Source organism: Ruegeria sp. BHSA118 (assembly GCF_059613405.1).
Map to the genome: position 1 here is coordinate 13,610 of NZ_JBXWSM010000011.1, position 20,218 is coordinate 33,827.

18 protein-coding genes are annotated in these 20,218 nt (G+C 57.7%); 7 read left to right on the plus strand and 11 right to left on the minus strand.

What is annotated here, in order from left to right:
- Nucleotides 1–11: 11 nt before the first annotated feature.
- Nucleotides 12–992 (minus strand): alpha/beta fold hydrolase, encoded by a 981-nt coding sequence (locus tag AC2FNN_RS05140; RefSeq protein ID WP_496757042.1) that lies wholly within the window; start codon nt 990–992, stop codon nt 12–14.
- 67 nt (nt 993–1,059) lie between these two features.
- On the minus strand, nt 1,060–1,677 hold the full coding sequence (locus AC2FNN_RS05145; RefSeq protein ID WP_496757043.1) for a pyridoxamine 5'-phosphate oxidase family protein: 618 nt from the start codon (nt 1,675–1,677) through the stop codon (nt 1,060–1,062).
- Between the two features lie 117 nt (nt 1,678–1,794).
- On the opposite strand from AC2FNN_RS05145, the gene AC2FNN_RS05150 reads away from it, so the two are divergent.
- Nucleotides 1,795–2,718 carry a LysR family transcriptional regulator gene (locus AC2FNN_RS05150; RefSeq protein ID WP_496757045.1) on the plus strand — a complete coding sequence of 308 codons (924 nt, stop codon included), beginning with the start codon at nt 1,795–1,797 and terminating at the stop codon, nt 2,716–2,718.
- A 250-nt stretch (nt 2,719–2,968) separates the two neighbouring features.
- Here AC2FNN_RS05150 and AC2FNN_RS05155 read toward each other — a convergent pair whose 3' ends face one another.
- The 3 genes from AC2FNN_RS05155 to AC2FNN_RS05165 all read right to left on the minus strand — a co-directional run bounded on the left by AC2FNN_RS05155 (nt 2,969) and on the right by AC2FNN_RS05165 (nt 6,113).
- Nucleotides 2,969–3,616, minus strand: coding sequence for a response regulator (locus tag AC2FNN_RS05155; RefSeq protein WP_496757047.1), 648 nt, complete (start codon nt 3,614–3,616; stop codon nt 2,969–2,971).
- Nucleotides 3,613–4,755 carry a sensor histidine kinase gene (locus tag AC2FNN_RS05160; protein WP_496757049.1) on the minus strand — a complete coding sequence of 381 codons (1,143 nt, stop codon included), beginning with the start codon at nt 4,753–4,755 and terminating at the stop codon, nt 3,613–3,615. Before AC2FNN_RS05160 ends, AC2FNN_RS05155 begins: the two co-directional genes overlap by 4 nt.
- Nucleotides 4,756–5,267: 512 nt before the next feature.
- Nucleotides 5,268–6,113, minus strand: a complete 846-nt coding sequence (locus tag AC2FNN_RS05165) for a LysR family transcriptional regulator (RefSeq protein WP_496757051.1) — start codon at nt 6,111–6,113, stop codon at nt 5,268–5,270.
- Nucleotides 6,114–6,199: 86 nt separating this feature from the next.
- Between AC2FNN_RS05165 and AC2FNN_RS05170 the strand changes: the two genes are divergently transcribed.
- The 4 genes from AC2FNN_RS05170 (at nt 6,200) to AC2FNN_RS05185 (ending at nt 9,631) form a co-directional block, all read left to right on the plus strand.
- Complete coding sequence (locus tag AC2FNN_RS05170) at nt 6,200–6,667, plus strand: c-type cytochrome (RefSeq protein ID WP_496757053.1); 468 nt, start codon at nt 6,200–6,202, stop codon at nt 6,665–6,667.
- A gap of 13 nt (nt 6,668–6,680) precedes the next feature.
- Complete coding sequence (locus tag AC2FNN_RS05175; RefSeq protein WP_496757054.1) at nt 6,681–7,589, plus strand: c-type cytochrome; 909 nt, start codon at nt 6,681–6,683, stop codon at nt 7,587–7,589.
- 164 nt (nt 7,590–7,753) lie between these two features.
- Nucleotides 7,754–8,626, plus strand: a complete 873-nt coding sequence (locus AC2FNN_RS05180) for a cation diffusion facilitator family transporter (protein ID WP_496757055.1) — start codon at nt 7,754–7,756, stop codon at nt 8,624–8,626.
- Nucleotides 8,627–8,800: 174 nt separating this feature from the next.
- Nucleotides 8,801–9,631 (plus strand): hypothetical protein, encoded by an 831-nt coding sequence (locus tag AC2FNN_RS05185; RefSeq protein ID WP_496757056.1) that lies wholly within the window; start codon nt 8,801–8,803, stop codon nt 9,629–9,631.
- Between the two features lie 255 nt (nt 9,632–9,886).
- Here the strand turns inward: AC2FNN_RS05185 and AC2FNN_RS05190 are convergent, their stop codons facing one another.
- The 6 genes from AC2FNN_RS05190 to AC2FNN_RS05215 are packed head-to-tail and all read right to left on the minus strand — an operon-like array spanning nt 9,887 to nt 17,074.
- On the minus strand, nt 9,887–10,828 hold the full coding sequence (locus tag AC2FNN_RS05190) for an ABC transporter permease (protein ID WP_496757057.1): 942 nt from the start codon (nt 10,826–10,828) through the stop codon (nt 9,887–9,889).
- Nucleotides 10,825–11,868: an ABC transporter permease gene (locus tag AC2FNN_RS05195; RefSeq protein ID WP_496757058.1), complete on the minus strand. Its 1,044-nt coding sequence runs from the start codon at nt 11,866–11,868 to the stop codon at nt 10,825–10,827. The genes AC2FNN_RS05190 and AC2FNN_RS05195 overlap by 4 nt, the downstream gene beginning before the upstream one ends.
- Nucleotides 11,858–13,378 carry an ABC transporter ATP-binding protein gene (locus AC2FNN_RS05200; protein WP_496757059.1) on the minus strand — a complete coding sequence of 507 codons (1,521 nt, stop codon included), beginning with the start codon at nt 13,376–13,378 and terminating at the stop codon, nt 11,858–11,860. The genes AC2FNN_RS05195 and AC2FNN_RS05200 overlap by 11 nt, the downstream gene beginning before the upstream one ends.
- Nucleotides 13,375–14,733 carry an amidase gene (locus tag AC2FNN_RS05205; RefSeq protein WP_496757060.1) on the minus strand — a complete coding sequence of 453 codons (1,359 nt, stop codon included), beginning with the start codon at nt 14,731–14,733 and terminating at the stop codon, nt 13,375–13,377. The genes AC2FNN_RS05200 and AC2FNN_RS05205 overlap by 4 nt, the downstream gene beginning before the upstream one ends.
- Nucleotides 14,734–14,749: 16 nt before the next feature.
- Nucleotides 14,750–15,733, minus strand: coding sequence for a BMP family protein (locus tag AC2FNN_RS05210; RefSeq protein WP_496757062.1), 984 nt, complete (start codon nt 15,731–15,733; stop codon nt 14,750–14,752).
- Nucleotides 15,734–15,760: 27 nt separating this feature from the next.
- Nucleotides 15,761–17,074 carry an amidohydrolase family protein gene (locus AC2FNN_RS05215; protein ID WP_496757064.1) on the minus strand — a complete coding sequence of 438 codons (1,314 nt, stop codon included), beginning with the start codon at nt 17,072–17,074 and terminating at the stop codon, nt 15,761–15,763.
- A 397-nt stretch (nt 17,075–17,471) separates the two neighbouring features.
- Between AC2FNN_RS05215 and AC2FNN_RS05220 the strand changes: the two genes are divergently transcribed.
- Both AC2FNN_RS05220 and AC2FNN_RS05225 read left to right on the plus strand, forming a co-directional pair.
- Nucleotides 17,472–18,491: an AraC family transcriptional regulator gene (locus AC2FNN_RS05220; protein ID WP_496757131.1), complete on the plus strand. Its 1,020-nt coding sequence runs from the start codon at nt 17,472–17,474 to the stop codon at nt 18,489–18,491.
- Between the two features lie 193 nt (nt 18,492–18,684).
- A complete protein-coding gene (locus tag AC2FNN_RS05225) occupies nt 18,685–19,863 on the plus strand; it encodes an acyl-CoA dehydrogenase family protein (RefSeq protein WP_496757066.1) in 1,179 nt (392 codons plus the stop codon).
- The last annotated feature ends 355 nt before the right edge of the window (nt 19,864–20,218 follow it).

Sequence of the window (20,218 nt, forward strand, 5' to 3'; positions counted from 1 at the left end):
CCAGTCGCGCATCAGTTGCCGGCGGCGGTAATGCGACTCAGGAATGCAGTCATCTGTTCCGCAATTTCCGGCCCATATTCTTCCAGCGCGAAGTGTCCGGTATCAAGCAGATGAAACTCAATATCCTTCAGGTCGCGTTGATAGGGCAGGGCGCCTTCGGCCGGAAAGATGTGATCGTTCTTACCCCACATCAGCAGCGCAGGTGGTTGATGCTCGCGAAACAACGCCTGCCATTTTGGGTACTCGGCAACGTTGGTGCCGTAATCCAGGAAAAGTTCAAGCTGCACCTCCTGATTGCCTTCGCGGTCAAGCAGGTATTGGACGTGCCAATAGTTGTCCGGGCTGATCAGTTCCGGCCTCTGTACACCGTGGGTGAATTGCCACTTGGTCGCATCCAGAGTAAGAAACCCACGAAGCTGGTCGCCATTCTCTTTCGAGGGGTCGGCCCAATAGGTTTTGATCGGGTCCCAGAATTCGCGCAGACCTTCCTCGTACGCATTGCCGTTCTGAATGACGAAGCCGGTGACCCGTTCGGGATGTTCCGCAAACATCCGGAATCCAACCGGGGCACCATAGTCCATCAGATAGACCGCGTATTGATCGACACCCTTCCGATCCAGCAGAGACGTCATGATTTCGGCGATATTCGCAAAGGAATACTCGAAGTCTTCGGCTTGCGGCATGTCCGACGCCCCAAATCCGGGGAAATCGGGCGCGATCACGTGATAGTGCTTGGCCAGTTCGGGGATAAGGTTGCGGAACATATGTGACGAGGTCGGAAACCCATGGAGCAACAGAACGGTTGGCCTGTTCGGGTCTCCGGCCTCACGATAGGCGATATTGACCTCGCCGATTTTTTCGGCGCGGAAATTGACCGCTTGGGTGGCTTCAATGCCGCTCTCATTGGCGATTGCAGGGGCCGGAGTTAATGGCACCGCGATAGTAAGCGCGAGAAGACTGGCGCTCAGGATGGATTTCAGATTGCGCGACAAGGGAATTTCCTTTCTTGGGGTTTTGGGGCGCGTCTGGACGCGCGGGGTTCAGCATCGGTCACCTTTTTTAGCCGGGCTTTTCTTTGTGCTCTGCGTTTTGAGCTTTCAGTTCCGCCAGTTCATCGCGAAGCGGCGCCATTTGCATTTCAAACTCTTCCAGGGTCAGGCGTTGGGGGATGTGCTGCGGGCAGTTCCAGTCCATCGCGTCAAGCTTGATCACAATGGCCCGATCCGGGTGGCCCCTGTAATTCGGGTCACTCAAACGTTGCATCAGGGTCGGATCATCCGCGCCATCAACAAGTTTCGCCCGGCCCCAGATCTTGAGGCGCCTCCGGTTGGGGTAGTCCATCAGGATCAGAGAAATGCGGTCGTTGTTCAGCAGGTTACCTGCGCTCAGATATTGCCGGTTGCCTCGAAAATCCGCGTAGGCCAGCGTCCGTTCATCCAGCACTTTCAGAAAGCCTGCCGGTCCGCCGCGGAATTGAACATAAGGCCAGCCGGTTTCAGAGACAGTCGCCTGATAAAAGCTGTCCCTTTGTGCGATGAAGCTGGCCTCGACCGGGCTGATGAGGTCTTCCTGATCGGCGCCGGCCAGAAGCTTTGCATATCCTTCAGCCGATCCGTTCTTGGCCTGTGTTGCACGTACGGAAGGCGTAAAACTGATTTCTGCAAAAGGACGTGACATTGAATTCTCCATCTCAGCCGGGCAGAGCCCTGGGGTTGAGGTGAAGCTAGTCAAAGCTTTGGTGTTGCAGAATATCCCTATCTGGCAATACATTATTCCAAAATATGGAATAGTCGTTTGGATAGATTTCACGCTCTGGGCGTTTTTGTGAAGGTGGCCGAGCTGAATGGCTTCGCTGCCGCTGCGCGCCACCTCAATATGTCGCCACCAACGGTAACCCGACTGGTCTCCATGCTGGAGGACAGCCTGGGGCTTCGTCTTTTTGTGCGCACCACGCGATCAGTCATGCTGACAGACAGCGGGCGAAGGTTCTTTGAAGATGCCAGACGCATTCTGATGGATCTCGAGGAGGCAGAGCGTGCTGCCGTCGGATCCTATGCCGAACCGACCGGGGAACTCAGCGTGACCGCATCGGTGTTGTTCGGCCGTATGTTTGTCACTCCGATTCTGGGTGAATTTCTGGAACTGCATCCAAAGCTCTCCGCGCGCACTCTCTATGTGGACCGCGTGGTCAATCTGATTGATGAGGGCCTCGACGTCGGCATCAGGATTGGAAACCTTGCAGATTCAAGCCTGATGGCCGTGAGATGCGGAGCAGTGAGGCAGGTCATGTTTGCCGCTCCGGCATATCTCGATACGCGCGGCGAACCAGACACACCCGACGATTTAGACAATCACGCCATCATAAACTCAACCGCCCTGCACGCATCGGCCCAATGGCATTTTCAAAAAAGCGAAACGGTCGTGACAAAACGCGTAAACCCGCGCATCAGCATGAACACCAATGACGCGGTGATCGAGCTGGCGCTGCAAGGGCATGGCATTGGGCGGCTTTTGTCCTATCAGGTGGCACCCTACATTGCAGCCGGGCGGCTCAGGACCGTTCTGAATTCGTATGAGCCACCCGAGGTCCCGATCCATCTTGTGCACCAAGAGGGCCGCACTGTATCTGCAAAAGTGCGCGCCTTTGTCGATTTTGCGGCCAAGCGTCTCAAGTCTGACCCCTATTTGGATGGATTCCAACACATGCCAAAGAGTTAGGCCAAAAGATCCGCCGAACCACGCCATCCGGTCGCGGCCAGGGTCGCGTCACGGTCCTGACCGATAGATTACTCTGGGCATGCCCTTTGAGGTGATTACGCGCGAAGCCTGTCCACATGCGAACATGTTCAACAAAGCTTGCCACCAACCGGATTTGCCGACTCGGAATCGAAATCTCAGATCCCGGGTGCACACGCTTTTCGAAGCGATAGGGCCAGCATTGAGCATGCAATCACGTTTGACCCACGGCTTAGTCTGTTTTCCCCCACGCATCGTGTGCAATCAGCGCGGCCTCGACCCGGTTTCGGGCGTGGAGCTTGGACAGGATTGCCGTCATGTAGTGCTTTACGGTTTTTTCCTGAAGATCCAGTTGATCTGCGATCTCCCGATTGCTCATCCCCTTCGCCACACGTCGAAGTATTTCTTCCTCGCGATGCGTGAGATCGTCCAGAACATCACTGTCTTTGGAAGCTTCCGCCTCTCTGTTGATCTGAAGCAGCACGCGCGAGGCCAGCCCGGGCGACACGAATCCTTCACCTGCGGCGATGCTGCGCAGCGAGGCCGTCAATTCGCTGGCTGTCACACCTTTGACGATGTAGCCGATTGCCCCTGCCTCCAAAGCATCTGCAACGTCACTGTTGTTTTCCGAGACCGTCAATATCGCGATGGCTGGCGGGTTTTCCATAGCCGCGATTTTTCGCGTCGCATTTATGCCGCCCCCGGGCATCGAAAGATCCAGGATGGCGATGTCAGGTTGATGAATGCCGACAAGTGAAACTGCCTCGTCCGCGCTCGAGCCGGCAGCGAGAACTTCGAAACCATCGGCTTCGTCCAATGTCCGGTGCAAACCATCCCTGAAAATCGGATGATCATCCGCTATTACGACAGATGTTGTCATGACGTACTCATCTTTCTGGGAAATAGTGTCATTGTGACAGAGGTACCTTTGCCAGGGCTTGACCAGACTTCGAACTTGCCGCCGATACTCTCGACCCGATCTCGCAAACCCAACAGCCCCTGGCCTCCATCGTCACGCAGTACTTTTCCGTCCGAGGGGTCAAATCCGGGCCCATCATCGTTGACATGAATGACGACCCGATCGTTATGCGCCTCGCAAATGACGGTGCATCGAGCATTCGGAGCATACCTGGCGGCGTTGGACAGCGTTTCCTGAAGGAACCGGAAAACACACAACTTGTCGGACACGGACAACTCGATCGCCTGACTTCCCTGAAGTGAAACATCCGGCCGCAACGGGCTGTGTTCCGAGTGATCTTCTATCGCTCTTTTCACCACATCAATCAGTGCCAGATTGTCGATGTCCGGAGCGGACAATCCCCGCGACAAGGCTCGAATTTCGGCCAAGGACTTCTGCAAAGACTGTTGAATCTCCTCGGCCTCTGCGGGCTTTTCAGGCCTGTCCGAGAATGCCGCCTCCAACCTGAGGGCCGCGAGGGACAGATATTGAGCGGGACCGTCGTGAAGCTCGGAACCGAGTTTCTTAAGAAAGCGATCTGTTTGCGTGGCATAACGTTCCGACGCTTCGACCACGCGCGACCTAAGCCTGGCGTTCTGCTCTGCCATCTGCTCACTCTCTTTCAGACGCCGCTCCAGCAGCCGCCCCTGACGTCGAATGGTGTTGTCACCGATTGCCACGATGGAAAACAGCACGATTGTGCTTGCCGCAAATGCTGACCCGACGACCAGCCAGCTTGTCCGGCGGGCTTTGGCCATATCAACTTCCAGCTGTTCGGCTTTCTCGTAAAACTCTGCAACTGCAATAATTTCGCCCGACCAGAGTTCGCGGATCGGGCTGTACACTTCAAGCAGCGGTATCCCAAGTGCTGCTTCTGCGGCGCTTTCGGCATGGTCGAGATCTTCGAAAGAACCCGAAATCTCTCCGCTCCAGGCTCGGCTCAGATCGTCAGTCGGATCGAAACGGCTGCCAATGATGGTTGGATCCGACGCGTGCGCGATCACGCCGCCTTGTTTCCAAAACTTGAAAGACACGATGCGGTCCCGCATTGGCTGGGTCATGAATATTTCGTCCAGTGCCCGCCTTGCTTGATCGGAAAGACGATCCCCGTATGCAAGTTCCTGACTGAGAGGGGATACGATGCTCTCCATATACAGCGCCGCGGAGTTGGCGGAATTTTGGACAACTGCATTCTCGATTCGATTTGACACCCATACGCCAACTATCGCGGTGGCCGTTCCCATCACGACAATGCAGGCCGCAAGGAAAACGCGCGACAACGACCAATTGCGAACTGACAGATCGGAAATCTCGGGTCTCATTTCGTGTTCAACTATGAACGACAATCCCTGACCGCGCCACCGACCTTGGTCTGAACTCATCAGCGTTCGGATTCGGAACTCGGATCATGTCAGAACCCTTGTCCGCGCAATCGCGCGGGCGGCAGACAGAAAGCACGCGTGGCCTTGCAGGAAGTACACGGAGTTCGCTCAAAACTCCGTCCAGGCAATCAGCGCCTCGACCAAGAGCCTTTCTCGAAGGAGCCACACCTGCTGGCAAGTTTTTTGATTTGTCACCCCGGCAGAGCAATGGACAGGCGTTCAACCAAGGCTCTTTGCACGATGGCAAATCTGGGAGTGCGCGCTATCTCGTCCAGAGTCGCCACCCACAGCGGGACATCTATTCCGGGATCAATTTCTGACGACCGATGAAGCCTAGGATCCGCGTTCCCAATAAACGAGGGCAGGATCGTTTTGCCCACCCCGGATGCCGCCATCTGCTGAAGCACCAAAAAGCTGTCTGCCCCGTTGGTCATATCATCGGCGCTGACATGTTCGGCCATCCATTTGGCGGGAAGGGAGCGGCTCAACGCCCCATCAAGCCTCATCCATTTTCGGTTTGGGGAACCGTCGTCAAAAACGCCGAATGACAATGTTCCCGCACGTTCGCTGACAAGCCCTTCTTCAAGTTTGATCGAGGGTCGCACTGCGATGTCCGCGGTCAACCTCGACAGATCATGATGGCTGTTGCCGCTTAACAAAGTCAGTTCCAAATCGGGATAAAGCCGCGATATCTCAGTCAGAATTTGAGGCAATACAAGCTGGCAAAGGCTGTCCGTGGACGCAATGCGGACCTGACCCGCAGGGGACCGGTTTGCACCCACAATTGCCCGCTCTACGGAAAGTATGGCCTCTTCAACGCTTTCCATCGCCGAAAGAATTGCTCTGGTCTCGGGCAGGGCGGTGTACCCTGACGGGTGTTTTTGAAAGATCACGCATCCAAAACGGTCTTCAAGCGCGGCGACTCTGCGCAGCACGGTTGCATGAGTAACACCCAGTGCCCCGGCAGCCGCATTCAGTGATCCGTGTTTCCTTACGGCCAGCGCGTATCGAAAGTCATCCCAGTTTTGGTTGTTCATAAATTAACAAGGAACGACGAATAACAAACAATTACAAGAAAAATTGTTCAGGCTAGTATTCGACGCATTGAACAGGGAGACGCACAATGATTAAGAGAATCTCGGCCGTTGCGGCAGGTTTGTTGTCGGTAGCCGTCATTGGATCAGCCATCGCCCATGAAAGCGAAAATCCCGCGGTGAAGGCTCGGACCTCAATCATGCAGCTCTATGCCTTCAATCTTGGCACATTGGGCGGCATGGCCAAGGGAGAGATTGAATATGATTCCGAGGCAGCAAAACGGGCTGCGAATAACCTGGTAGTTCTGACGCAGATCGATCAATCCGTGATGTGGCCTGCCGGATCCGATAATGCATCCGATCCGTCCACTCGGGCCTTGCCAGCCATCTGGGAGAACTTCCCGGATGTAAGTGCAAAAGGTCAGGCCATGGCCGAAGCCGCCGTTGCGATGCAGGCGGCGGCAGGCCAGGATGTCGATGCCCTGAAGGCGGCGATGGGTGATCTGGGCGGATCGTGCTCGGCATGTCACAAAGCTTACAGGGCACCGAAAGACTAAAGGAGCGCTGGCCATGCGGCGTTTGTTCATTTTCGCCGCAGGTATTGCTGTAGTGGTCGGGCTGGTCGGTTTGGTGCTGACCCGCCCGAATAGAGTTGATCAGACACGATTGAACGGTGTTGTCCCTGATCTCAGTCGAGGTGAGGAAGTGTTTTATGCGGCTGGGTGCGCGTCCTGCCATTCTGCACCGAACGCAACGGGAGAGGAAAAGCTGGTACTCGCTGGCGGCCGTCGGTTTGAGACGGATTTCGGCACCTTCATAGCCCCGAACATATCCAGTGATCCGGTTGCCGGCATCGGATCGTGGTCCGCATTGGATCTGGCCAATGCCCTGCTTCACGGGACCGGGCCAGAAGGACAACACTATTTTCCCGCATTTCCCTATACGTCCTACGCCAACATGTCAGCCGAGGACGTTGTTTCGCTGCATGCCTTCCTCGGCACTCTGCCGGCGGTTCCAACCCAAAGCGCGGCGCACGAGGTTGGCTTTCCCTTCAACATTCGACGCGGGCTGGGCGGGTGGAAGCTGTTGTTTTTGAAATCGGGCTGGGTTGTGGAAGGCGATCTGACTGACCAGCAAATTCAAGGCCGATACCTGGTAGAGGCGTTGGGACATTGCGCAGAATGCCACACGCCGCGCAACGGGCTAGGGGGCCTGAAACGCGATCTCTGGTTGACAGGTGCACCAAACCCCAACGGAAAGGGACGCATCCCCGGGCTGACCTCTGCCCAGCTGGATTGGTCCGAGGCTGATATTGCCGAGTATCTGAAATCCGGCTTCACGCCGGATTATGACAGCGCGGGTGGCGAGATGGTGGAAGTCATCGAAAACACATCCCGCCTTACGGATGACGACCGTCTGGCGATTGCGGCCTATCTCAAGGCCGTGCCCGCGTCTCCGACAGGCTCGCCGTCTGAGTAACCCTTGTTGGTGCCATGCTGCCGATGCCAGATGTCCTTGCCAGCCGCCAGCACGAAGCCGTAAGGCCTATTCCCTTTTCGCCAAACTCCTGTTTTACGTTCTGGGCACCGGAGCGCAGCACTCCCCCGCGTTTCTGTTCATGATTGATTGAGGGTCGTGGCCAAATGACACAAAAGATCGCGCTTTGGTCCATTCCGATATCCCTGGCGGTACTGGCCCTGAAGCTGCTGGCCTGGTGGCTGACAGGTTCGGTGGCGTTGTTGTCGGACGCGATGGAATCCACCGTCAACGTCGCAGCGGCCCTGCTGGCTTACTTTGCGGTTCGGGTTGCAAACAAGCCCCCTGACGAAAACCACCCCTTTGGTCACAAGAAAGCTGAGTATCTTTCCGCTGTTGTCGAAGGCGCATTGATTGTGTTGGCGGCGTTCTTGATCATCAGAGAGGCCGTGCAGGCACTTCCCAATCCGCATCTTGAGGATGCGCCTTTTCTTGGAATCACCGTCAATGTCATTGCAACGGGTGTGAATGGCGCTTGGGCCTACTTGTTGCTCAAAAGCGGCAGGCGCGAGGGTTCGCCTGCATTGGAGGCAAGCGCGCGGCACATTTTTACAGATGTCATGACGTCAGTTGGTGTTATCGCGGGGCTCATGCTTGCACTTGTCACCGGCTGGCTGATCCTTGACCCGATCCTTGCCATTCTGGTCGCGCTGAACATCCTGTGGGAAGGTTGGAAAGTCATTCGTGCGTCCGTTGACGGCCTGATGGATGTAAGCCTTTCTGACCATGACTTGCAGGTTGTTTCCAGCACCATTGAAAACAATCTGGGCGCTGCGCTGGAATATCACGACCTCAAGGGGCGCAGATCCGCGAATGTCATCTTCGTCGAGTTTCACCTTGTTGTGGAAGGCGCAATGCCGGTCAGCGCAGCCCATGACATCTGCAATGAAATCGAACACGCATTGGAACGGCTTTATCCGGGCTCTGTCTTTTTCATTCATCTCGAACCCGATGACGAACTGAAGGGCAACGGAGCATAACCGAGCCAGGTTTCTTAAACCATTCGGTGCAATCGACTACGACCGAAGTCGTGGTTTTGGCCGGGACGTTCGGCCTGCAATTCATCAGACCTAAGCCCGATGTCGGGAAGCAAAGCCCCGGATAACCTGTCACCGACACCATGAGTTGGGTCGAACAGAACTGGAGGCGAAAATATGAAACTTCAAGGAAAACTGGGCCAGCTTCTTAGCACCGCAGCACTGGCTTCGTTGATTGCCGCGACGCCTTACGTGCCGAAGTTTGACGCGGAAGGTCGCCTACACCTTGAACCAGCCTATGCCTTTGCCAAAAGCGGCAGCGGAAAAGACGGGGATGGAGGCGATGACGATCGGGGGGATGATCGTGGCGGCGAACGGGACGACAACTCGGGGTCGGGCAACAGTGGTCGCGGTGGTGATCGCGACGATGATCGCGACGACGACAGGGACGATGACCGCGACGACGATCGGGACGACAATTCCGGATCCGGCAAAGGTGGCCGCGACGATGATGACGATGAAGATGATGACGACGATTCGGCGCGTTCAAATCGAGGCAGCGGCAAAAAGGATCAATCCCGGTCAGGGGGCGGGTCATCGCGCTCTGCCGGCATAACGAAGGTTGAGACGAACGCCAACGGCATCGAAGTGCGCTATGCCGATGGAACCAAGGAAGAAATCGAAAACGGTCGGTATGAAAGGAAGAATGCTCAGAACCGGACTGTGGAAGAACGGCTGGCGACAGGCGCCGATGTCTCAAGGCTCCGGTCATTGGCAGACGGTATCTCGATCGACAACGTGCGCTCGTCCGGCCAAGGAGGTTCTGCGGGAAGCCGCCCGACGAAAGTTGAACGTCAGGGCAACAATATCGAAGTGAACTATGCCAATGGCTGGAAAGAAGAGATCGAGTTTGGCCGTTACGAATTGAAGGACCCGTTCAACCGGACCGTTGTCGAGAGAAATGCAACCGCCGCTGACCGTCGGAGATTGCAGGCGGCAGCCAACTAGGCAACTACGTCAGAACGAAAGACAAAAGGCGGCTTCTCATCGTCAGAGGCCGCCTTTTCTTATCGTCTTTGCCAGCGGTTATTGGCGTGTTGCATTGCGATCGATGGCTTCTTGCCCAAGGTGCTGACGCAAAATCCCGCCAACACGAAAGGCACAGGCACCAATGTCGCAACCCGCTATGAGCGATGTCTCATGTATGTCCTGCCCCTTTCGCGCTTGCAACGATCAGTCATCCACTGGCTGTGAAACCTGATCCTAACGTTCACCGCGCCTATAGGGTGCCATCAGCGCAGCAGGGACTTCGGCCCTGCGGGCAACGAGAACGAGTGCGACGATGGAAAGCACATAGGGTGCCATCAGGAAGAGTTGGTATGGCACGCCTTCAATCGCCGTTTGCAGCCGCAGCTGGTATGCATCGAAAAATGCAAACAGCACGGCACCGATCAATGCCTTGCCCGGACGCCAACTTGCGAACACAACCAGCGCGATGCAGATCCAGCCGCGTCCTTGAACCATGCCCGGGAAAAAACTGTTGAACGCCGTTGTCGTCAGGAACGCGCCACCCACTGCCATCAACGCTGATCCGACAACCACTGCACCTATGCGAATGCGAATGGGGTTCAGCCCCTGCGCCTCAACCGCGTGCGGGTTTTCACCGGTCATGCGAATGGCCAGCCCCAGCGGTGTCCGGGCAAGGACGTAGGCCATCACAGCCACCGCAAACAGCGCGAGGTAGGTCGGCAGAGCCTGGGAGAACAGGATCGGACCCAGAATGGGAATATCGGAAATACCCGGAACATCGACTGGCTGGAAGGGTTCTATCGTCGGGGGCAGATCGCCCACTTCAACAAGCAACCGGTAAAGGTAGTAGGCCAGCGCGGATGCAAACAGCGTGATGCCAAGCCCCGAGACATGTTGAGACAATCCAAGCGGGACCGTCAGCATGGCGTGCAGCAATCCCAACATTGCGCCGCAAAGTGCCGCGAACATCAGGCCCACCAGCAAAGGCGCGCCCATGTAGACGGCAAGCCAACCGCTCATCGCGCCCATGGTCATGATCCCCTCGATCCCCAGATTGAGCACACCCGAACGTTCACACAGCAACGCGCCGAGGACTCCGAAAATAAGCGGCGTTGCAATGCGCAGCACGGACGCCCAGAGGCTGGTGTTCAGCAGCAGATCAATTGCATCACTCATCGGCGCACCCGGTACGTTGTGAAAAGAAGGGCCACGATCATTGTGAGCAGGCAGAGCGCCACGATCACGTCGGCAATGAAGCTGGGAACGCCGGTTGCGCGGCTCATGGCGTCGGCCCCGACAAAAACGGTGGCGACGAAAACCGCGGCGGTGACCACACCGGCCGGATGCAATGCGGCCAGCATTGCGACGACGATACCGGCATAGCCGAATCCGGGGCTCATGGTTGTGGTGACCCCGGCTGTGACGCCCATGACTTCGACGGAACCTGCCAGCCCCGCCAAAGCGCCTGAAAGCAGGGCCACACCCATAATCGTTTTGGGAAGGGAGATTCCGGCAAAGGCGGCGGCACTGGCGTTCAAGCCTGCGGCGCGGGTTTCGGCCCCAAAAACCGTGCGGGCCAGGATCAGCCAAACAACACCTGCTGCCGCGATGGCAAAAAGCAACCCGATATGAAGGCGCGTGCGGGGGATAAGATCCGGCAGGCGGTACTCTGCGCCCACGGGCACTGAGGAAGGCCAGCCAAAAGCCATCGGATCGCGCATCGGACCTTCGATCATGAGGCCGACGAAAAGGATCACAATGAAGTTGAGCAGCAGGGTAGTCACCACCTCATCCACCCCGAAACGCAGGCGCAAATAAGCGGGGCCCGCCAACAGGGCCGCGCCCCCCGCCATGCCCGCCACCATCAAAATCGGAATACCGATCCATCCGGAAACCCCGAGAGAATGCCCTATCCACGCGGTAATCAGCGCGCCGACAAAGAACTGCCCTTCGCCGCCGATGTTCCAAAGCCGGGCCCGAAAAGCGACGGCAGCAGCAAGCCCGGTGAAGATCAGTGGCGTGGCGCGGGTCAGCATTTCGGTGATCGAAAGGCGCGAACCAAGCGCACCGGTCAGCATTTCACCATAGGCAGTCAGCGGGTTCACACCTGCCGCTGCAATTAGACCCGCAGCCAATAACAACGCGGTAAAGATTGCGACCAGCGGCGCAATGACCACAAGGTACAGCGGTACATATGTGCGTCGTTCAAGCCGCATCATCATCTTCCTTCCAGACACCTGCCATCATCAGGCCAAGGCGTTGCGGGTCAGCTTCATCAGCGGATATCGGTTTCGACAATCGACCCTTTACGATCGCCTGTATCCGGTCTGAAAGAGCTACGGCTTCTTCCAGTTCCTCTGAAATTAGCAGGATCGCGGCACCCTCGGCCCGTGCGGCCAAAAGCTCGGCATGAACCGCGGCAATCGCCCCTTCATCAAGGCCCCGCGTCGGCTGGTTGGCGAGCACGAAACGCGGTCCGTTGGTCAGGACTCGCCCCAGGATCAGCTTTTGCATGTTGCCACCAGACAGCAGCCGTGTGCGCGTGTCGGGACTGGCCCCTCGGATGTCAAATCGTTCGATAAGCCCCGCGGTGTATTCTCGGGCGGCGCGTTGTCGGACAAAGCCTCGCCGCGAAAACTCCGGTGTGCGCAGACGTTCAAGAACTGCATTTTCCCACAGGCTCAATTCACCCACGACACCTTCTGCATGGCGGTCTTCCGGTACCCTGCCAGCGCCTGCCCGGATCATGCCACGCGGGCCCAGATGGCCGATATCCTGGTTCAGGAGTGTCAACTGCCCGGCGCTAGGGTGAACCAATCCAGACAACAGCCCGCCAAGCGAGGCCTGACCATTGCCTGATACGCCGACGATACCAAGGATCTCGCCAGCGTGGACGGTGAATGACACGTCATCCAGCCGCAATTCACCGTCGTCTTCCACGCGCACATCGTTTGCGATCAGGACTGGCGCGCCAATCTCGTGGTCTTGACGAACGGGTCGTTCCACTTTGCGGCCAACCATCAGTTCCGCCAACTCTCCGGTTGTGGTTTCCGAGGTCCTGCGTTCCGCGACCAACTTGCCGCCACGAAGAACGGCCACACGGTCAGAGGCCGCCATGACCTCATGCAGTTTGTGACTGATGAAGATAAGCGACAGACCCTCTTTCGTCATGTCGCGCAGCGTCTCGAACAGGCGCATTGCCTCGGGCCGGGCCAGAACGGCCGTGGGTTCATCCAGGATCAGTATGCGCGCGTCTCGGTACAGTGCTTTCAGAATTTCGACACGTTGACGTTCGCCCACGGACAGGGACTTAATCCTGTCGTCGGGGTTCACGGGCAGACCGAACCGATCCGCGATCTGCAACAACTTTGCGCGCGCCTCGCCACGTGCGGACCGGGCGTGTGTCAGGGGTTCTGAACCAAGCATGACGTTTTCAAGAACCGTGAGGTTGCCCGCAAGCGTAAAGTGTTGGTGAACCATTCCCACACCCACCTCGATCGCTGCGCGGGGCAGACCCGGAGGCAACGCTTTGCCGAACACCCTGACAGAGCCTTCGTCGGCTGCGTAATGGCCGAACAGGATGTTCATCAGCGTCGTCTTACCTGCGCCGTTTTCACCCAACAATGCAAGGATTTCACCCTCGGCCAGTGTCAGGGTCACATCATCATTGGCGGTAAGCGTTCCAAAACGCTTTGTTATGCCGTGAAGTTCCAGAACCTTGTTCATGTGGGCAGGCCTGCGATTGGAGACGGAAAGGTAAGTTCGGGCGCGCGCGACTCGATCAAAGCGCCAAGTTTCAGCAGCGCAAGATCCGAGCCGGGTGGTCCCATCAGTTGCACACCGATCGGCAGGTCATTTGCCATGCCAACAGGCAATGCCAAAGCCGGCAAGCCTGCGACATTGGCAAGGGCCGCGTTTGGGGCAAAGGCCTCCAGCCGCGCCATGTGTTCATCTGCGGAAGCGCCAGACAGGTCCAAAGTGCCAATACCGGGCGGCGCAGACGATAGGACAGGCATCAGCACAGCATCGGCAGAATCGAAAAGCTTGCGAGCACGATATGTCAGACGAGCAAGCTGTCTTGAGGCCGCAAAAAGCGCGGTGGCAGATGTGGCGCGGCCCTCGGCAGCCATGGCGGCGGCAAGTGGTGGAACCTGGTCATCACATATCCTGAGTGCAATGAGCCACTCGGCCAGCGAAACAGCCAGTATCGTGCGGGCGATTGCATGAGCCTCCGCCCCCATCTTGTCCGGGGCGCAAATGTCATGCACTTCGCAACCTGCGTCTCGCAGAGCGTCAGCCGCATCCTTGGTGGCTTTGCACTGGTCAGTTCCGCAACGCTCGGGCAGTGCCAATGCGATGCGGGCGCGGTCTGCCGGAAATACCGGGGCCATGGGCTGAGCTACGGCTTGAAAGGCAGTTTTCACATCGCGAACGGACCGCGCCAGAACCAGTTCTGACGCTATCCCCATCAGGTGATTGGCAAAATCAGGACCTCCGGGCACCGCACCACGAGACGGCTTGAGCCCGGTCAAGCCGCAACACGCGGCAGGGACTCTGATAGATCCGGCAGCATCCGTGGCATGAGCAATGGCGACGATGCCGCTTGTAACCGCAGCCGCGGCGCCGCCAGATGAGCCACCGGGCGTCAACGCAGGATTCCATGGATTGCGGGCCGCGGCCATGCCATCTGGTTCACATGTCAGGGAAAGGCCGAATGGCGGTGTTGCCGACACACCAAAAGGGATCAGGCCGGTCTGGCGCAAGTCATGTAGCAGGCAGCTGTCAGTTTCGGATTTTTGCCCGCGCGCGCGGATTGCCGCAGACCCGGCAGCCGCGGGCAACCCTTGGGCGGAACCGCCGAGGTCTTTGACCAGGAACGGCACCCCGTGAAAAGGCCCGCGTCGGTCTGATGGCGCTGCATCTGCCGCCTCCGCACCGGCGCGGGCCATGTCTTCGTCCCGAAACACCACGGCGCCCAGATCCGCATGCGCGTGGCAGGCGGAAAGGCTTGCTTCCATCGCGTCGGTGGCAGTGACCTGCCCCGCCGAAACGGCAGCTGCAAGAGCCGTGGCATCGGTCACGTCAAAGCCCCCGGGATCAGGAGGGCTCGCTTTCGTCGATCGGAACGTCCCATTCGCCGGATCGGATCGCGGCCTGTTTGGCCTCCATCGCAGGGATGGCGTCGGCAGGCACTTCGTCGGCGACATAGATCAACTCATTGCCGCCATGGGCCATGAAGGAATATTCGGTATAGTTGCGCCCGGTGGGATTGCCGGCCTGAACATCCGCCACGATGGCTTCGATGGTTGGCCCATAGTTCCATATCGCGTTGGCAAAAACCGTACCGGGATAGCGCGGCGTATAGTCTATCAGGGAACCGATGGCCTTCACGCCGCGCGCCTGAGCGGCATCTGCGGTGCCAATGCGTTCACCAAACAGGATGTCCGCGCCTGCATCGATCTGGGCAATCGCGGCTTCCTGTGCGCGGGCCGGATCAAACCATGCTCCGATGAAACCGTTGAGGAAGGTGGCGTCAGGGTTCACTTCACTGACGCCCATCCGGAAAGCATTGATCAGCAGGTTCACCTCGGGGATCGGATAACCGCCGACGGAACCAAAAACATTGCTTTCCGACATTTGGCCGGCAAGCATTCCGGCCAGATAGGCCGCTTCGTGGTTGCGGGTGCCGAAGACACCGAAATTGTCGCCCTCCGGTCCGCCGGAGGACCCCATCAGAAACGCGGTATCGGGGTAGTCACCCGCCACTTCGCGTGCTTCGCGTTCCACCGCGTAGGACTCGCCCCAAATGATTTGCGCGCCGCCTTCGGCGTATTCGCGCATCGCACGGGGATAGTCGGTCGGAGCTACACCCTCTGAAAACTCATATTCGATCAGACCAGCCTCGGCGGCTTCCTGCATCGCCACGTGGATCCGGCTGTTCCACGCATTTTCGACCGGAGACATATGCACGCCAGCGACGCGGGTCGCAGATTGTGCATTGGCGCGGCGGATATAAGCCGGCAGGGCCAGCGTGGCCGCAGCGCCGACCATCAGTTGACGACGTGTAGTGGTGAGTTTCATCGGAGTATCCTCTTCTGTTGGTGGCAACTATTCTTGTTTTTGGGCTTCCTGAATATTGGGCCTGGGCGCGTAATCCGCGGGATCCAGGGTCGAGGGGCGGCCGGGCAAGGAAAGCGCGGCCAGTTTTGGTTCGGTACGCGCCAGCACCTGGCCGTTTTTGATGACGGCAAGACGTGTGGCTTTCATGCGAACAGCTTCAATCGGGTCACGCGCTTGCAGCATAACCATGTTGGCTGGGCCGCCTTTGCGAATTGTCGGGTCGGGCAGACCCATGGTCTTGGCACCGTTCTGGGTAACGGATGTGAAAGCCCATTCCATCGCTTCGCGGGATGTCATCGGCACCGCATGCACGCCCATATGGGCCACTTCCAGCATGTCGGCGGACCCAAGAGAATACCATGGATCCATGGTGCAATCCTGCCCGAAGGAAACGTTCACACCCGCTGCCCGCAATTCTGGTACGCGGGTCAGGCCACGGCGGCGCGGATACGTGTCCGAGCGGCCTTGCAGCGTGATATTGATAAGCGGGTTTGGCACGACGTTCATGCCACTTTCCGCGATCAGCGGAATAAGCTTCGAAGCATAGTAGTTGTCGTATGAATGCATCGCGGTAACGTGGCTTGCAGTCACTCGACCCCCGAGCCCGAGGCGCGTGGTCTCATAGGCGAGGGTTTCCACATGGCGCGACATCGGATCGTCGCTTTCATCACAGTGCAGGTCCAGCATCAGGTCGCGATCTGCGGCAATCTCGGCCAGCCTCGTGACAGATCGGGCGCCTTCCGACATCGTGCGTTCAAAATGCGGGATGCCGCCCACCACATCGACCCCCATATCGAGCGCCCGGATCAGGTTCTTTTCGGCATGTTCCGATCGATAGAGGCCATCTTGCGGGAATGCCACCAATTGCAAATCAATATAAGGGGCAACCTGCTTGCGCACTTCCAGCAAAGCTTCGACACCCACCAACGGAGTTGACGAAACATCCACATGCGAACGGATGGCCAGCAATCCCTGCGACACGGCCAAATCGCAATATCGCATGGCCCGCTCAATCACCGCTTCGGGCGTCAGAAGGGGCTTCAGTTCTCCCCAAAGCGCGATGCCCTCCAAAAGTGTGCCCGAGACATTCATACGTGGCGACCCGAGGCTCAGGGTGGCGTCCATATGGAAGTGCGGGTCGACGAACGGAGGTGAAACCAGGCGGCCCGTTGCGTCAATTTCTTCACGCGCCTCACCCGTGATGTCAGCGGCAATTTCTGCAACACGGTCGCCCTTGATCGCAATATCCACCGGTTCGCGGCCATCCGGCAAGCTGGCCTTTCTGATGATGATGTCAAACATTCATCTGCCCCCTAATTTGACCACATGGTAAAAGTATTCAAAAAAATTGCTATTTATTTTTGCGATGTTTCGGAATTGGTGCCTGTGACAGCCTCTCAGCTGCTCATTATCAAAGCCTGACTGATTAAATTTTGGCCGTCTACAGCCCGGGATTTGGGGCATTGGACGGCCCGAGCAAAAAGAGCGCCCAGTTCATTCGCAAGATTGCTTGCCGTTGCAAACAAATGCTCTGCCCGCCGCCGCGCAGCAATATTCGATGACCGGTGCGGCGAACTGGGGCGCTGGCCCACTGAATTGAGTTCAAGCAGAGCGTTGTTTGGTGAAGACATTGCCAATCCGCAACCTACATTCGCCGTGTTTCATCTCGACCGGAATTGGTGATACCTCCTTGCACGTCATGACCAATGCCGCACCAACGATCCTGTCCACGGTTTCCAGCCAGTTTATCGATGACTGGTTGGCGGCATTGCGTACGCTATGCCCCGAGGCGCAGATGTCATCGCTTCTCGGCCGGTCGGGTTTGGTCGCGGATACGCGTCACCCTCATGGCCGCGTCACGCTGGATCAGATCGTATGTCTCTATCAACTTGCCGCAGTTGAGACCGGTGACGAGATGATGGGGCTTTGGAGCCGCCCGATCCGGCCTAGAGCCCTGCAACACCTTTTGACGACAATCCGGGAAGCCACGTCTCTTTCATCGGCACTATATCGCTTTTCGACCTTCTGGAACTTGTTGCTGGATGACTATCGGTTTGATCTGGATGACGCCGATAACATGTTGGTGCTTACCCTGAAGCCACATGGCGCAGCTCAAGTTCAGCGGTTCGGGCACATGCTGATACTCAAACTTGCCCATGGGCTCATGTCCTGGCTGGCGGGGCACGAAGTTCCGGTCAAGGCTGTCGATTTCGTGTTTGAGCGCCCCGGCTTTGATCAGGATTACGCGATCATCTTTCCGGCACCGCTACGGTTCAGTCAAGGCGCCACCGCGATTTCGTTCGATCCGAATGCACTGGGTCCAGTGCAGGCGCGCAGCACAAATGACCTTGACAGGTTTTTGCAAAACGCACCCCGAGACTGGATCTTCACCAGTTCGCGAGAGCACACCCAATCGCTGCGGGTGCGCACCTATCTGGTCCAATCGGGATGGGACGCGGCAACCCTGACCCGGACAGCATCCGCGATGCACATGACCCCCCGCACCCTGATCCGCAGGCTGCATGCGGATGGAACATCATTTCAGGCCATCAAGGACGCCTTGCGGCGTGACATCGCTATCCGTGATCTTCAAGCGGGGCGCAAAAGCGTTGAAGCCATCGCACATGATGTCGGATTTTCGTCGGCAGCCAATTTCCACCGGGCCTTTCAACGCTGGACCGGAAGCACGCCCAGCTCATATCGCAGGGTGCAAATGTAGGGTGCCCGTTTTGTCACTTTTGGACAATGATCTGTCATTGCACGAGATGGTCCCCAGCGGGCTGGATCGCTAGATCTTGCTGTAGAAAAACGTTCTTATCAGAAGTTTCGCCCTCAAAACTCATCATCCCGCTCATCCATGGCTTCCAGATTGTGGCGCCATCTGAGAATGACTGTCGTGAAAGGATCCGCCAATGTCAGACAAACTCGACACCATACTCCAAGCCGCACACGACCACGCCGAGCAGGTGATCCTGCCCAATGTGGATGCCTGGAACGCCGCGAAGAAGTGGCCGCGCGATGCTTCGGACAAGGCCGGGGCCGTTGGCTTGGCGGGGCTCTACGCCCCCGAAGAGTTCGGCGGGCAGGCCCTGCCGCTGTCCGAGGGCATTCAGGTTTATGAACAACTGGGACGGGGCGATGGCGCATATGCCTTTGCGCTGTCGATGCACAACATCTGTACCTTCGCGGGCTGCGGCTATGGCACAGATGCCTTCAAGGAAAAGTGGGCGCGGGACCTGACATCTGGACGCAAGCTGGCGAACTTTGCACTGACCGAACCACAATCCGGATCGGACGCAACAAACATGTATTCGCGCGCCGTGATCAATGACGACGGCACATGGACGATCAGCGGCGCGAAGGCATGGGTCAGCCTGGCGACCGAGGCGGATATCTATTTCACCGTGGTCAAGACCAGCGACGCACCCGGCCACAAGGACATGGCGATGATCGCCATTCCCGCCGACGCACCGGGCCTCAGTTTTGGGCCGCTTTATGATACCCCGTCCTACAACTTCTTGCCCTTGGCCGAAATGTACATGGACAAGGTCGTGGTCGATGAAACCAACATCATCCTGCCCATTGGTCAGGGCCTTCAAGGCGCGCTCATGGCCATCGACATTGCTCGTGTTTCGATTGCCTCAGGATGTTGTGGATTGATGCAATCTGCGCTGGATACGGCGTTGTCCTATTCCAAGAACCGAAAGATGTTTGGCGGCAGGAACCTTGATCTGGACGGGATCCAGTGGATGCTGGGCGAGGTTGCAACCGACCTTGAAGCCTCAAAGCTTCTCTACCGAAAGGCGGCAGACTCCCTTGGCACGCCCGAAGGCCCCTTGATGGCGGCCCATGCGAAAAGGTTCGTGCCCGATGCCGCCGTGAAAGCTGCGAACACCTGTACGCAGGTCCTGGGTGGTGCGGGGCTGTTGCAGCCCTACGGTCTGGATCGTTTGTCCCGCCTTGCGCAAATGCTGCGGATCGTGGACGGGACGACGGAAATCAGCCGTGTGGTCATCGGGCGGGCCTTGCAAAAACGTGCGGCAACTCTGCCTGATCTGCCGGTACCGAAAGGTTTTGGCGAGACCGACTGAATGTCCCGCAAATCGTAAGAAGATTTGCTTTCTGACGACACTGACATGTGGGGCGGTGAAAGGTGGGGGCAGGGGGGTCGGGCGCATCAATAATCCCGACCACTCCATCCAACCCGAAACATGCCAATCGCATTTACGGAACATTGCAATCTGACGAACCCAGAGCCTTCCAAGGCAGACATGCTCCGTAAAGCCGGCGACGGCCATGCGCAGAAAACGGGCTTTGCAAAGGTCGGAATGCGGCCCAAGCCGGACATGAGCCCAGAGTTCAGTTGTTGCGGATGGGTTTTCCAAAGCGGCCGTTCACACGCGGCGCTTCATCCATTTGGGCGGCATGTTCGCAACGCAGAGTCAC

Excerpts from the sequence above, each read along its gene's own strand:
- AC2FNN_RS05145 (WP_496757043.1), bottom strand. The coding sequence starts at position 1,677 with ATGTCACGTCCTTTTGCAGAAATCAGTTTTACGCCTTCCGTACGTGCA.
- AC2FNN_RS05155 (WP_496757047.1), bottom strand. The coding sequence starts at position 3,616 with ATGACAACATCTGTCGTAATAGCGGATGATCATCCGATTTTCAGGGAT.
- AC2FNN_RS05160 (WP_496757049.1), bottom strand. The coding sequence starts at position 4,755 with ATGACCCAGCCAATGCGGGACCGCATCGTGTCTTTCAAGTTTTGGAAA.
- AC2FNN_RS05165 (WP_496757051.1), bottom strand. The coding sequence starts at position 6,113 with ATGAACAACCAAAACTGGGATGACTTTCGATACGCGCTGGCCGTAAGG.
- AC2FNN_RS05170 (WP_496757053.1), top strand. The coding sequence starts at position 6,200 with ATGATTAAGAGAATCTCGGCCGTTGCGGCAGGTTTGTTGTCGGTAGCC.
- AC2FNN_RS05175 (WP_496757054.1), top strand. The coding sequence starts at position 6,681 with ATGCGGCGTTTGTTCATTTTCGCCGCAGGTATTGCTGTAGTGGTCGGG.
- AC2FNN_RS05180 (WP_496757055.1), top strand. The coding sequence starts at position 7,754 with ATGACACAAAAGATCGCGCTTTGGTCCATTCCGATATCCCTGGCGGTA.
- AC2FNN_RS05185 (WP_496757056.1), top strand. The coding sequence starts at position 8,801 with ATGAAACTTCAAGGAAAACTGGGCCAGCTTCTTAGCACCGCAGCACTG.
- AC2FNN_RS05190 (WP_496757057.1), bottom strand. The coding sequence starts at position 10,828 with ATGAGTGATGCAATTGATCTGCTGCTGAACACCAGCCTCTGGGCGTCC.
- AC2FNN_RS05195 (WP_496757058.1), bottom strand. The coding sequence starts at position 11,868 with ATGCGGCTTGAACGACGCACATATGTACCGCTGTACCTTGTGGTCATT.
- AC2FNN_RS05200 (WP_496757059.1), bottom strand. The coding sequence starts at position 13,378 with ATGAACAAGGTTCTGGAACTTCACGGCATAACAAAGCGTTTTGGAACG.
- AC2FNN_RS05210 (WP_496757062.1), bottom strand. The coding sequence starts at position 15,733 with ATGAAACTCACCACTACACGTCGTCAACTGATGGTCGGCGCTGCGGCC.
- AC2FNN_RS05215 (WP_496757064.1), bottom strand. The coding sequence starts at position 17,074 with ATGTTTGACATCATCATCAGAAAGGCCAGCTTGCCGGATGGCCGCGAA.
- AC2FNN_RS05220 (WP_496757131.1), top strand. The coding sequence starts at position 17,472 with ATGACCAATGCCGCACCAACGATCCTGTCCACGGTTTCCAGCCAGTTT.
- AC2FNN_RS05225 (WP_496757066.1), top strand. The coding sequence starts at position 18,685 with ATGTCAGACAAACTCGACACCATACTCCAAGCCGCACACGACCACGCC.